The sequence below is a fragment of the Rhodospirillaceae bacterium genome, from assembly GCA_016712715.1.
Lineage (GTDB): Bacteria > Pseudomonadota > Alphaproteobacteria > Dongiales > Dongiaceae > Dongia.
Genome location: JADJQM010000001.1, coordinates 728,936 through 742,378, shown reverse-complemented (window position 1 = coordinate 742,378; position 13,443 = coordinate 728,936). Strand labels below are relative to the sequence as shown.

The following is a 13,443-nucleotide window of genomic DNA, read 5'->3' as shown; positions in this document are numbered from 1 at the left end:
ACCGGGTATGAGCGACAGGACGGCGGACGCAACCGCGCAAGGATCGGACCAGGCCTCGCTCGCGCGCAAGCAGAAGATGCGCGCGGTGCTGCAGATAGTCGGCATGCTGCCGATCCTGATCATCCTCGCCATCTTCTTTGAAGTGTCGACCGACCGCTTCATGAGCTGGATGAACCTCTCCATCGTGGCGCAGCAGGCGGCGATCAACATCGTGCTCGCGGCCGGCATGACCTTCGTCATCCTGACCGGCGGCATCGACCTTTCCATCGGCTCGATCCTGGCTGCCTCCGCCATGATCGCCATCATCGTCTCCAAAGTGCCGGATTACGGCCTCCTAGGTGTGCCGGCGGCGCTCCTCATCGGCCTCATCTTCGGTCTCATCAACGGCATCCTCATCGCCGCCATGAAGCTGCCGCCTTTCATCGTGACATTGGGCTCGCTCACCGCCGTGCGCGGTGTGGCGCGCCTCATGGGCGAGGATACGACCGTCTTCAACCCGGAACTCCCCTTCGCCTTCATCGGCAACGGCACGCTGTTCCATGTGCCGTGGCTGGTCATCATCGCCTTTGCCGTGGTCATCCTCTCCTGGTTCATCCTGCGACGGACCGTGCTCGGCAACCGCATCTATGCGGTGGGCGGCAATCCCGATGCGGCGCGCCTTGCCGGCATCAAGGTCTGGCAGATCCTGCTCTTCGTCTATTCCATGGCGGGGCTCTTGGCCGGCCTCGGCGGCGCCATGTCGGCAGCCAGGCTCTATGCCGCCAACGGCCTGCAACTGGGCCAGAGCTATGAGTTGGATGCCATCGCCGCCGTCATCCTGGGCGGTACCAGCTTCACCGGCGGTATCGGTTCGATCTGGGGCACGCTGATCGGCGCGCTCATCATCGCCATTCTGACCAATGGCCTGATCCTCCTCGGGATCTCGGACATCTGGCAATACATCATCAAGGGATTGGTCATCATCTGTGCCGTGGCACTCGACCGCTATCGTTTGCGGGAAGGTGGGCGCACATGACGGGGCCATGGGTGCCGGCGCTCAAAGAAGTCGCTGGATAGAAAGCCGTGCCTGGCCGAGCCATCGGCCGGGTCACGTAAATCCAACAGGAGGAAACATGAAGCTCACTCGTCTCGCCCTCGGACTGGTGGTTGCCGCAAGCCTCGCGGCGCCGGCAGCGGCCCAGGAACTCAAGAAAGTCGGCATCTCAGTCGGTTCGCTCGGCAACCCGTTCTTCGTCGCCACGATCAAGGGCATCGAGGACAAGGCCAAGGGGATCAACCCGGATGTCGAAGTCATCTCGGTCTCGTCCGACTATGATCTCAACAAGCAATTCACGCAGGTGGATAACTTCATCGCCGCCGGCGTCAACGTCATCATGATCAACGCCGTCGACCCGGTTGCCATTGCCCCCGCTATCAAGAAGGCACAGGCTGCCGGCATCGTCGTCGCCGCCTTCGACGTGGGTGCCGATGGTGCCGGACGTCACGGTGATGACCGACAATGTGAAGGCCGGCACGCTCGCCTGCCAGTACATCGTCGACCATCTCAAGGGCCAGGGCGACGTGCTCATCGTCAACGGCCCGCAGGTGACCTCGGTGACCGATCGGGTCAAGGGCTGCAAGGAAGTCTTTGCCGCCAACCCAGGCATCAAGGTCCTCTCCGACGACCAGGACGCCAAGGGCTCGCGCGATGGCGGCTTTGCCGTGACGCAGAGCCTGCTCACCCGCTTCCCCAAGGTTGATGGCATCTTCGCGATCAACGACCCGACCGGCATCGGCGCCAGCCTGGCGGCGGTGCAGATGGGCCGCAGCGAATTCATCATCACTGCCGTCGACGGGGCGCCGGATATCGAAGCCGAATTGAAGACCGGCACCTCGCTGATCAAGGCCTCGTCCTCGCAGGATCCCTACACCATGGCCGGCCAGTCGCTTGAACTGGCTGCCGGCATCCTCGCCGGCAAGAAGCCGGATCCCAATGTGATCCTGCTCGACCCGGTGTTGATCACCAACGAGAACCTCGGCTCCTACAAGGGCTGGACCTCGCACTGATTTCCCAGCCCGCCGGCCGCGGTTTCCCTGAGCCGCGGCCGGCGGTTTCTTTTCTTAAGGTTGCAAGATGCTGAAGGCGTTGCGCGAGCAGGTACTCGAAGCCAATCTCGATCTGGTGCGTGGCGGGCTTGTCCTCTTCACCTTCGGCAATGTGAGCGGTATCGACCGCGCGAAAGGCCTCGTCGTCATCAAGCCCAGCGGCGTGCCCTATGACCGCATGAAGGCGGACGACATGGTCGTGACCGATCTCGCCGGCACCAAGGTCTTCGGCGATCTCAGGCCATCCTCTGACCTCGCCACGCATCTCGTCCTCTACAACGCCTTTCCCGCCATCGGCGGCGTGGTGCATTCGCATTCCGAATTCGCGACCATCTGGGCGCAGGCGGGCAGGCCCATTCCGGCCCTTGGCACCACCCATGCCGACTATTTCCATGGCCCCGTGCCGGTGACGCGCGACCTCACCGATGCCGAGATCAACGGCGACTATGTCCACAACACCGGGATTGTGATTGTCGAGGCGCTGGGCAACCAGGACCCGATGTCGCTGCCCGCTGCCCTGGTGGCCGGCCACGGTCCCTTCTGCTGGGGCATTGACCCGGGCGCCGCCGTCCATAACGCCATCGTCCTGGAATCCGTGGCGCGTATGGCGCTCCACACGATGAGCTTGCGGCCCGATGCCGTCGGCCTGTCGCAGGCCTTGCTCGACCGGCACTACTTCCGTAAGCATGGCGCCGCCGCCACCTATGGCCAATCCAGTTCCAAGCAGGCACAACCCTGATGCAATCTGTCGTCGCCGGCGTTGATTTCGGTACCTTGAGCGTCCGCGTGACCTTGTTCTCAGAGGCGGGCAAGGCGCTGGGCCATGCCAGCGCCGACTATCCGCTGCATCGCCGGCGCGACGATCCGGATTATGCGACCCAGTCCCATGACGACCAGATGAAGGCGCTGGCCGCCGCCATGGACAAGGTGCTGGGGACGAGCCGCATCTCCGGCCAGGATGTGATTGCACTCGCCATCGACACGACCGGATCCAGCGTCATCATGGTGGGTGAGGGGCTGCAGCCCTCGACGACTATTACCTCTGGTGCGACCATCGCGCAAAAGCCGAGGCGCAGGAGATTACCGAACAGGCGCATAAGGACGGGCTTGAGGCGATCAACTGGTGCGGTGGCGTCTATTCCCATGAATGGGGCTTTGCCAAGGTGCTGCATTGGCTGCGCCACAATCCGGCCAAACGCGGGCAGTTCGTCACCGCCCTTGAACATTGCGACATGGTGGCGGCGACCCTCACCGGTGTCACCGATCCCACTCAGGTCAAGCGCAGCGTCTGCGCCATGGGCCATAAATGGATGTGGAACCCGCGCTGGAACGGCCTGCCGTCGCAGGACTTCCTCACCCGCGTCGATCCGCTGCTCGATGGCATCCGCGCGAAAATCGGCGGCACCTTCTGCACCTCCGACCAGATCGCCGGATACCTGACACCGGCCTGGGCGGAACGCCTCGGCATCAGGCCCGGCATTCCCATTCCGGTGGGGGCGTTCGATGCGCATTGGGACGCGCTCGGCGCCGGCTGCAAGGTGGGCGACGTCGTCAATGTCGTCGGCACCTCAACCTGCATCATCGCGACCGCCAAGGATGTGGGCCTCATTCCCGGCCTCTGCGGCATCGTGCCGGGCAGCGTAGATCCGCATCTCATGGGCATCGAGGCGGGCCTCTCGGCGACCGGCGATATTTTCGATGCCATCGCCCGGCGCGCCAATGTTCGCATCGCCGATCTCTCGCGCGGGCTCGAGCAATACCGCGCCGGCCAGACCGGCCTCCTGCGCCTCACCTGGGACAATGGCGACCGCACCGTGCTGGTGCGGCCCGATCTCGGCGGCATCACCTTGGGCTGGAACCTCCTGCACACCGCCCAGGACGAACTCTTCGCCGCCATCGAAGGCACCGCCTTCCATACGCGCCTCATCCTGGAACGCATGGCCGAAGGTGGCGTGCCGATCGACCGCATCATCAATGGCGGCGGCATTCCGCAGCACAATCCGGTCCTCAACCAGGTCTATGCCAATGTCCTGGGCAAGCCTGTGCTGGTGCCGGACGGTGTCCCCACCGGCTTTGGCGCCGGCATCTCGGCAGCATGGCGGCCGGCATCTATCCTGATGTCGCGGCGGCGCAAAGCCAGATGTGCCTGCCGTTCAAGACTTTCAGCCCGGACCCGCGACACGAGCGACCTACGAGGCGCTCTATGCGATGTTCCGCGGGCTCTATCGCGGCTTCGGCGGCGTCGAACCGATGACGCCGCTCGCCACCATCCTGCCCGAATTGCGCCGGATCGCACTCACCGGAGGCCACAGCCGATGACGACACGCATGGACCAGAAGCTTGCCCGCATCCGTGCCGGACAATATACGCGCGGCGACTTCATCATCGCCGATGCCAAGGATGGCGATATGGGACCTAGCATTCCCTCGACCGGTCCCTTGCGCAAAGCCGATGGCAGCTGGTCTCGCTATCGCACCCGCGCCGAGTTTCTCGACCAGGTGCGCGCCATCGTGCGGCAGGATGTGGTCGACATCATGCTGCTCTCCGCCTCAAATCTTGAGAAGCTTGCGGGGGAGGGCGTGTTTCGTGACAGCGCCGTGAAGCCCGCGGTTCGCGCCAACGACACGACCGATATCTGGGTGGGTCGCGGCGCCACCTACAACCAGCAGCCCTCGCGCGCCTTCCGCTCGGCGTCGCTGCCCCGCGTGCTGCATGGCGGTGATGCCCACCGCGCCAGTGCCGCCGTCACCGGCACCGATCTCGGCCTCTATTCGATCACCTTCAACAACGATCTCGATGCCGATTACAAGTCACTGCTGGCCTTCGCCGAGTTCCGCGCCGACGCGGCCCGCCATGGCTTCAAATATTTCCTGGAAGTCTTCAACCCCAATGCCGGCCGCGACCTCGCACCCGACATCATGCCGCATTTCGTCAATGACTCGATCGTGCGCTGTCTGGCCGGCGTTCAGCAGGCCGACCGGCCGCAGTTCTTGAAGATCGCCTATAACGGCCCCAAGGCCCTTGAGGAACTGGCCGGCTACGATCCTGGCATGATCGTCGGCGTGCTGGGCGGTGGCGCCGGCACGACCCGGGATTGTTTCGAACTGTTGAGTCAGGCCGAACGCTTCGGCGCCCGCGTCGCTTTGTTCGGCCGCAAGATCAACCTCGCCGAGGATCCTTGGCCATCGTGGCCCTCATGCGCCATGTGGCGGACGGCACGGTGACGCCGGCCGAGGCGGTCAGAGGCCTATCACAGCGCTCTCGGCAAGGGCGGCATCACGCCCACCCGGTCCCTGGCGGATGACAGCATGGTCACCGAGGCCGTCCTCAAGCACGCCGCCTAAGACCTCTGGATTCCGGACATTTCCGCCTGTAGAGAAGAGGGTATGAGCACTTCTCGTCGCGGTATTGTCACGGGTGGCACCTGGTGCGTTGATCGCAACCGCGCGATCGATGCCTGGCCCCATGAGGATGGCGTTGCTGAAATCCTCGCCGCCGAAATCTATGGCGGCGGTTCAGCCTGCAACCTTGCCCTCGACGTGAAGAAGCTCGACCCCGCCTTTCCGGTCGCCACCATCGGCCTGGTCGGTGACGATCCAGACGGTCGCTTCCTCTGGTCCCAGGCCGACGCCCATGGCATCGACCGCACGCAGCTGGTAGCCACCAGCGCCGCCGAAACGCAGTTCACCGATGCCTATGTCTCGAAGCGCAGCGGCCGCCGCACCCACATCTTCTTCCAGGGCACGGGCGCGTTGCTGACGCCCGATCATTTCGATTTTTCGCACACAACTGCGCGCATCCTCCATCTGGGATTGCCGGGTGCCCATCGCCTGATGGATCAGCCCTGGCAGGACGATCCCAATGGCTGGGTCGCGGTCCTGCGCCGTGCGCGTGCGGCGGGGCTCGAGACCAATCTTGAGCTCTTCAGCATCGCGCCTGACCGCATCGCGGCCCTCGTGCGCCCCTGCCTGCCGCATCTCGACTATCTCATCGTCAACGACCTTGAGATCGGCGCCATCGCCGGCCTGCAGGCTTCCAACGATGGCGTCACCGTGGTGAAGCTGTGCATCGAGGCCGCGCGCGAGGTGCTGGCCCAGGGCGCCATGCGGCTGGTCGTTGTGCATTTCCCGGCCGGTGCCGTCGCCATCGCGCGCGACGGCCGGATCTGGACTGCCGCCTCGGTCAGCGTGCCCCAGGCGGAGATCGTCAGCGCCAACGGTGCCGGCGACGCCTTCGCCGCCGGCATCATCTATGCGCTCCATGAAGGCTGGGATGTCGATGCGGCCCTGGAACTTGCTCATGCCGCCGCCGCCATGTCGCTGCGCGGTCTTTCCACCTGCGCCGCCGTCGACACCTATCAGGCCTGCCTCGCCCAGGCCAAAGCCTGGGGCCATCGCCAGGCGATCTGATCCAGTTTCGATGACTCGGCCTGCGGTTGCGTGGCGCCTCAGTGGCTCGTCGCTGCCACCTCAGCAAGCGTCGCTTTCTGGACAAAATTCCCGCATTCTCGTCGCGTATTAGCAAAGACCTTGACGACAAGGCGGGGTGGGGGCGATGTTCCTCCCGTCGAAGGTTCCCCAACGGATGAACTCCAGGGGATTAATAGGGAACACGGTGCGGACGACCCAAAAGGGGCCAAAACCGTGACTGCCCCCGCAACTGTAAGCGAGGAGCGGACGCCGAAGTGACCACTGGTTGAGACCCGGCAGCAATGCCGGCAAACAACTGGGAAGGTCGGTGCCGCGCGCAACTCGCGAGTCAGGAGACCTGCCAGCGACAAGACGAATCCGTATTCATGGACGGGGTGTCCACGCGGTGCTGACTTTATCGGTATCGATTATGCGCCCCTTCCGGCACCGACCGGCGCCGTCACATCTCGTGGCGGGGCCAACACCAAGGGGATCCAACATGCAGACCAGCAACCTTACCGCCACCACCCTCTCCACAAAGACCAGCACCCGCGCCGAAGCGCTGACCGGCGCCTTCATGGCCGCCATCCTGGGTGTCGTCCTGGTCTGGGGCGTCGGCTTCTCGCAGATGGAAGCCGCTCACAATTTCGCCCACGACACCCGCCACGCCAACGCCTTCCCCTGCCACTAAGAGGCAGGTTCATGGAGACGTTTCGACGGCTGTTTCTGGTCGCGGCACTCGCTGGCCTGATCAGCGGCCTGTTCATTGCGGTGGTTCATCAGGTGAGCACGACACCGCTCATCCTGGCGGCCGAGCAGTATGAGGCGGCGGCGCCAGTGGATGAAACCGCTGTAGACGAAACCGCCGCTGCTGACACCACGACCCACACCCATGATGACGGGGCCGCCCATGACCATGGCAGCGGTGACGCCTGGGCGCCGGCCGACGGGTGGGAACGCACCCTCTCGACGGCGGTGGCCGATGTCCTCACCGGTATCGGCTTCTCGCTGCTGCTGGTGGCGGCCTATCGCATCTGGGGTGGTGCCATGAACTGGCGGACCGGCCTCTATTGGGGCCTTGCCGGTTTTGCCGCCATTGTCGCCTCGCCCAATCTGGGCCTGCCGCCGGAAGTGCCGGGGACTGCGGCCGCGCCGCTCCTCGACCGGCAGATCTGGTGGCTGGCAACGGTCGCTCTGACCGCCGCCGGCCTCGCCATGATCTTCCAAGGCAAGCGCTACTGGTGGGCGGCGCTGGGCCTGGCGCTCATCGTCCTGCCGCACGCTTATGGCGCGCCGCAACCGGCCGAGCATGCGAGCCTCGCACCCGAGGCGCTCTCGCATCGCTTCATCGTCGCCGCCACCATCGTCGGCCTACTGTTCTGGTCGGTGCTGGGGGCTGCCACGGGCTACTTCTACAATCGCGTCTTCAAGGACGCCGCCGCCTGATCGCGCGGCACATTCACTAGACGGCAATAAAAAAGCCGGGCGTCCCGGATGGGGCGCCCGGCTTTCTCTTGTCTTGAGTTTAGAGCGCGCGCACGTCCTGGATGAAGTGCTCGATCGTCGATCGGATGCTCGCGGTGTTCTGCCACAGGAGACGCGCCGCGGTCAGCACCGTCGCGGTGGCGCTCTGCGTCTGGCCGGCGGCCTGCGCCACGAACACGACCTTCTCGGAGACTTCCTGGTTGCCGGCGGAGGCTTCCTGGATGTTGCGCGAGATTTCCTTGGTAGCCGAGTTCTGCTCCTCGACCGCCGCTGCGACACCGCCCGAGATTTCCTTCATCTGCCGGATCTGATCGCCCACCGCGCGGATCGATTCCGCGGTCGATTGCGTCGAGTTCTGGATCGACGACACCTGCACCGCGATGTCTTCCGTGGCGCGGGCCGTCTGGTTGGCAAGGCTCTTCACCTCATTGGCGACCACCGCGAAGCCCTTGCCGGCTTCACCGGCACGCGCAGCCTCGATCGTCGCGTTGAGCGCCAGCAGGTTGGTCTGGCTCGAGATCTCGGTGATGAGGCGCACCACATCGCCGATCTTGGTCGAGGCCTCGGTCAGATGACCCACACGCTCCGTCGTCTCGTCGATGGCATGGGTCGAGGCCGTGGCGATTTCCGACTGGGTCGAGACCTGCCGCGTGATTTCCATGATCGAGGCGGAGAGTTCCTCGGTCGCGGCGGCGACGGTGCTGACATTGGCGCTGGCCTCGGTTGCGGCAGCCGCCACCTTCTGCACCTGGTCGAGCGATTCCGTCGACAGCTGTGTGAGCGATTCCGCGGTGGTTTCCAGCTCGTCGGCCGATTTCACCAGCGCCTGCAGGATGGTCTCGACCTGCTGGTCGAAGCCGCGGGCAAGGTCGGTCATCTTGGCGGCGCGCTTCTCGCGGGCCTGTTGCTGCTCGGCCGCTTCCGCCTGCAACCTCTCGTTCTTGCGCATATTGTCGGCGAACACCGCGACAGCACCCGCCATGTTGCCGACCTCGTCGGCGCGCTCGGCATAAGGGGATGCTGACCGAGGTATTGCCGGCCGCAAGTTCCTTCATCGTGCCGGTGATCACGCGGATGGGCGCGCCGATCTGGCGCGACAGCACGAAGAAGAACAGCACCGCGGCCACCAGCATGACGATAGCGCTGCCGATCACGACCCGCAGTGTCCAGGACAGGGCCGAGTCGATCTCGGCATTGGCTGCGGCGGAGTTGGCGGCGATGGCCGCCGACAACTCCTGGCTGGCCGCTTCGAGCTTTTCGGTCAGCGTCTCACCGGCGCCGGTCACTTCGATGGCGCGGGCTTCGTTGACGGTCGATGGATGGCGCATCAGCTTCAACTGCGATGTCACCGGCCCATCGCGCCATTCCTTTACGGCAGCGCCGATGGAGTCGAGTTGGGTGAGCAGGGCCTGCTCGCCCTGGGCATTGGCCACAGCTTCCGCGAGCAGCGTGTCGAAGGTCTCGCTGAAGGTCTGGTAGTTGCGTGAATATTCGGAACTGCCGGTGACCAGCAGGCCGCGCATGGCGGTCTGCATCTTGGCGGCGATGGCCATGGTGGCGTTGATCGAGCTTGCCTGACGTTCGGCCGCATCGCTGATCGTGTTGGCGCGGTCAATGCGGGCCGTCAGCATGATCGAGATGACGCCCGAGATCACGATCACGAGCCCCAGCAGCGAGAAGGCGATGATGAGCTTCTTGGCAACGGATAGATTGGCGAATTTCATTTTCTAGTTCCCCGTTCCTGTCAGCTCTGCAACCGGCGCAGCATTTCGGTGAGATTGAATTCAACCGTCACGGCGCCGATCGATTCCTTGGTGGCCGGGTCGACCACCGTGAAATTGACCTGGGTGCGCCAGGTCTTGGTCTCGTCGTTGAATTCCGGCTCGTCGACGAAGACCGCATCTGGCCCGACCGCGAAGGTCTTCTGGTATTTGTCCTCGTCGCCCTGCCAATAATCGGAGGTGACCGAGCTCTGCCCGACATTGAGGCCGAACTTGTCCATGACGAAGATCTCGGTGAAGAGCCCGGCGGAGCTGGCCTGGATATAAAGGAGATAGTTGGACAGCGGGCTGCTGAGGATCTCGGCGATGAAAGGCTGGTCGTCGGATTTGGCTTCCGCCTTCCAGGCCGCATCCATCTTGTCGATGGCCGCCTGGTCGACGCCGGTATGCACCTTGTTGGCGGCGCTGATCGACAGGATCGTCACCTGCTGCACGATGCGCTCGCGCATGTCCTTGATGACGTCCGGCGTAATGATCTCGGCCGAGATCCCGGGCGGCGGCGTCGGTGCCGGTGCTTCCGCGGCAGCGGCGGGCGCTGGTGCCGCGACAGCCGGTGCCGCCGGGTCGGTGGCAGCCGGTGCGGCACCCGCCTCGACGGCGGGCAGAGTTGTTGTCGTTGTCGTCGCTTCCTGGGCGAGGGCAGGCGGTGTGGCGGCGAAGGCCAGGGCCATGGCGGCGAACATCACCGAGCCGGCGCGACATTTGTTGATCATGTCTTGCTCTCAAATCTGATTACACTGACAAAAGAGTGCCTGGAATATGTAAACAATTCCTTTCATGGGCTAAGAACAGGTTGATATTCCTGAACAAATTATAAATAGGACTGGCCTGGCTCCGCACGGCGCCCATGCCGGATCCGCCCGTTTTGCGGCCTGCTTTTCGCGCGATGACACCTTCGCTCGAGCCTACCGGTGCATGCTATAAATTGAAGATTATCAAATCGGCGGAAGGATCTGGGGATGGATGGGGCGTCGGAGAAACCGACCGAGGTGGAAGCTGGCGAGCAGGCCACGGCCGCCGACCGCGCGTGACCTGGCGCTCCGCGCCAAAGGCGCCACCGCGAGCTTCCTGCCCTATGTCTGGCGCCGCTTCGACGCCGATGGCTGCGTTGGTGTGGCGGCCGGCCTCAGCTACACCTCACTGCTGGCGATCGTGCCGCTGCTCGCCATCGGCCTCGCCATGTTCGCGGCCTTTCCGCCTTTGGCAGACCTGCGGGACGATTTTATCATCGTGCTGGCCCAGAATCTCGCACCGGATCTGGCCAACGTCGTCACCGAATATCTGGGAACGTTCATCAACAATGCCGGCGGAACATCGGCGGCCGGCGTCATCGGCATCGGTGTCACCGCGATCCTGCTGGTCAACACGATCCAAACCGCCTTCGACAACATCTGGGGCGTCACCAGCCACAAGAACAAGCTGCATCGCCTGCCGGTGTACTGGGCCATCATCACGCTGGGTCCCTTGCTGTTCGGCGCCTCGCTCTCGATCTCGACCTATGTCTTCTCAATGGCCAGCAACGGCGGAATCTACGGCCTGTCCGCGGGCGTCAAGATTCTCGCGGCGGTCCTGCCCTTCCTGCTCGAGACGGCTGGCTTTGCCTTGTTCTACCGCCTCATCCCGACCCGCCCCGTGCGCTTCATGGATGCCGGCATGGGCGCCATCCTGGCGGCCATCCTGTTTGAACTCCTGAAGCGTGGCTTCGGTCTCTATCTACAGTATTTCGGCTCCTATCAGGTGGTCTACGGCGCGCTCGCCACCATCCCGATCTTCCTTATCTGGATGTACCTCGTCTGGGTCACGGTGCTGATCGGCGCCGAGGTCGCGGCGGCGCTCCCCGAATGGCGCTCCGGGCGCCGCCAGGTCGGTGAATCGCTCCGCCGTGGCGATCTCCTCAGCCTGGCGCTGGGCACCTTCGCGGAACTCTCCAAGGCCCAATCGCATGGTTCCGGCGTCCGCTCAGAACAACTGGTCCATGCTTTGGCCGCCGATCCAGGGCGCCTCATCTGGCTGCTCGATACCTTGAAAACCCACCGCCTCATCGCACGAAGCGACAACGGCCGCTGGATCCTCGCCCGCGACCTCAACAGCTTCTCCATCCACGATCTCTGCCACGATCTCGGCATCGCCCTGGGCGAGACGGTGGAGGAGGTGGTGCCGCTGGTCGATCCCCTGATGCGCCGCATCGCCCAGACCGAGAAGGCGGCGCTGGACGAGAGTGTGGGCGCTGCCCTCAAGGGCATCGGTGCCATTTGAGGCATTTCTCTTGTGCCAAGGATTTCTGTTACTCGGCCATTTTTGCTTTATCCCCCGCCGCGCCACCCCTATAAATCGGCCCAGACAATTTTCGCGTTTCAACGAGGGAGTCGCTCATGACCGCCATCATCGACCTGCACGCGCGCCAGATTCTGGACAGCCGCGGCAATCCGACAGTCGAGGTGGATGTCATGCTGGAAAGCGGCGCGAGTGGCCGCGCGGCAGTGCCGTCCGGTGCCTCGACCGGCGCCCATGAAGCGGTCGAACTGCGCGACGGCGACAAGACGAAATATCTCGGCAAGGGTGTCCTGAAGGCCGTCGATGCTGTGAATGGCGAGATTTTCGAAGCGATCTCCGGCCTCGATGCCGAGGACCAGGTCAAGATCGACCGCCTGATGATCAGCCTCGATGGCACGCCCAACAAGGCGCGTCTCGGCGCCAATGCCATTCTTGGGGTGAGCCTCGCAGTAGCAAAGGCCGCTGCCGCCGATGCCGGCCTGCCGCTCTACCGCTATGTCGGCGGCACCTCGGCGCGCACCCTGCCGGTGCCGATGATGAACATCATCAACGGCGGTGCCCATGCCGACAACCCGATCGACTTCCAGGAATTCATGATCCTGCCCTGGGCCGCCAAGAGCGGTTCCGAGGCCCTGCGCTGGGGCGCCGAGGTCTTTCATGCCCTGAAGGCGCAGTTGAAGGCCGCCGGCCACAACACCAATGTCGGCGACGAAGGCGGTTTCGCGCCGAACTTAAAGAGCGCCGACGAGGCGCTGGCCTTCATCATGAAGTCGATCGAGAAGGCCGGTTTCAAGCCCGGCACCGACATCGCGCTTGGGCTCGATTCAGCGTCGACCGAATTCTACAAGGACGGCAAATACCATCTGGAAGGCGAGGGCAAAGTGCTCGACGCCGCCGGCATGGTCGATTTCTACGCCAAGCTCGCCAAGGCCTATCCGATCGTCACCATCGAGGACGGCATGGCCGAGGATGATTGGGACGGCTGGAAGGCCCTGACCGACAAGCTCGGCGCCACCGTCCAGCTGGTCGGCGACGATCTCTTCGTCACCAACCCGGTCCGCCTCCAATCCGGCATCGAGAAGGGCATCGCCAACGCCATCCTGGTCAAGGTCAACCAGATCGGCACCCTCACCGAAACTCTTGAAGCTGTTGAGATGGCCCACAAGGCTGGCTACCGGGCCGTCATGTCCCATCGCTCCGGCGAGACCGAGGATTCGACCATCGCCGATCTGGCGGTTGCGACCAATTGCGGGCAGATCAAGACCGGCTCCTTGAGCCGTTCGGACCGCATCGCCAAGTACAACCAGCTCCTGCGCATCGAAGAGGGCCTGGGCTCAGCCGCTGGCTATGCCGGCCGCGCTGCCATCGAGAAGCTCGGCAAGTGACGCCGGTCTGGGGTGGGAGCCATT

10 protein-coding genes, 3 pseudogenes and 1 riboswitch are annotated in these 13,443 nt (G+C 64.1%); of the genes and pseudogenes, 11 read left to right on the top strand and 2 right to left on the bottom strand.

Features of this window, described 5'->3' with window-relative positions; all coding sequences use genetic code 11:
* The first annotated feature begins 7 nt into the window (after positions 1-7).
* The 8 genes and pseudogenes from IPK59_03710 (at position 8) to IPK59_03675 (ending at position 7,940) form a co-directional block, all read left to right on the top strand.
* Entirely contained in the window at positions 8-1,015 is a 1,008-nt protein-coding gene (locus tag IPK59_03710; protein ID MBK8157919.1) for a ribose ABC transporter permease, read from the top strand.
* 97 nt (positions 1,016-1,112) lie between these two features.
* Positions 1,113-2,046: pseudogene (locus IPK59_03705) on the top strand (ABC transporter substrate-binding protein).
* A 70-nt stretch (positions 2,047-2,116) separates the two neighbouring features.
* A complete protein-coding gene (locus IPK59_03700) occupies positions 2,117-2,824 on the top strand; it encodes an L-ribulose-5-phosphate 4-epimerase (GenBank protein ID MBK8157918.1) in 708 nt (235 codons plus the stop codon).
* Positions 2,824-4,404 (top strand): annotated as a pseudogene (locus IPK59_03695) (ribulokinase). Before IPK59_03700 ends, IPK59_03695 begins: the two are co-directional and overlap by 1 nt.
* Positions 4,401-5,429: pseudogene (locus IPK59_03690) on the top strand (hypothetical protein). The pseudogenes IPK59_03695 and IPK59_03690 overlap by 4 nt, the downstream one beginning before the upstream one ends.
* Before the next feature lie 42 nt (positions 5,430-5,471).
* Positions 5,472-6,494 (top strand): carbohydrate kinase family protein, encoded by a 1,023-nt coding sequence (locus IPK59_03685; protein ID MBK8157917.1) that lies wholly within the window; start codon positions 5,472-5,474, stop codon positions 6,492-6,494.
* A 144-nt stretch (positions 6,495-6,638) separates the two neighbouring features.
* Positions 6,639-6,875, top strand: a riboswitch (cobalamin riboswitch).
* A 118-nt stretch (positions 6,876-6,993) separates the two neighbouring features.
* Positions 6,994-7,185, top strand: coding sequence for a CbtB-domain containing protein (locus IPK59_03680; protein MBK8157916.1), 192 nt, complete (start codon positions 6,994-6,996; stop codon positions 7,183-7,185).
* 11 nt (positions 7,186-7,196) lie between these two features.
* Complete coding sequence (locus IPK59_03675; protein ID MBK8157915.1) at positions 7,197-7,940, top strand: CbtA family protein; 744 nt, start codon at positions 7,197-7,199, stop codon at positions 7,938-7,940.
* A gap of 79 nt (positions 7,941-8,019) precedes the next feature.
* Here IPK59_03675 and IPK59_03670 read toward each other — a convergent pair whose 3' ends face one another.
* On the bottom strand, positions 8,020-8,640 hold the full coding sequence (locus IPK59_03670; protein MBK8157914.1) for a hypothetical protein: 621 nt from the start codon (positions 8,638-8,640) through the stop codon (positions 8,020-8,022).
* 356 nt (positions 8,641-8,996) lie between these two features.
* Here IPK59_03670 and IPK59_03665 point away from each other — a divergent pair, with 356 nt between their 5' ends.
* Positions 8,997-9,458, top strand: a complete 462-nt coding sequence (locus IPK59_03665; protein ID MBK8157913.1) for a hypothetical protein — start codon at positions 8,997-8,999, stop codon at positions 9,456-9,458.
* A gap of 265 nt (positions 9,459-9,723) precedes the next feature.
* Here the strand turns inward: IPK59_03665 and IPK59_03660 are convergent, their stop codons facing one another.
* On the bottom strand, positions 9,724-10,248 hold the full coding sequence (locus IPK59_03660) for a hypothetical protein (GenBank protein MBK8157912.1): 525 nt from the start codon (positions 10,246-10,248) through the stop codon (positions 9,724-9,726).
* Between the two features lie 475 nt (positions 10,249-10,723).
* Between IPK59_03660 and IPK59_03655 the strand changes: the two genes are divergently transcribed.
* Positions 10,724-12,016 carry a YihY family inner membrane protein gene (locus IPK59_03655; protein ID MBK8157911.1) on the top strand — a complete coding sequence of 431 codons (1,293 nt, stop codon included), beginning with the start codon at positions 10,724-10,726 and terminating at the stop codon, positions 12,014-12,016.
* 116 nt (positions 12,017-12,132) lie between these two features.
* Complete coding sequence (gene eno / locus IPK59_03650) at positions 12,133-13,419, top strand: phosphopyruvate hydratase (GenBank protein ID MBK8157910.1); 1,287 nt, start codon at positions 12,133-12,135, stop codon at positions 13,417-13,419.
* Positions 13,420-13,443: the final 24 nt, after the last annotated feature.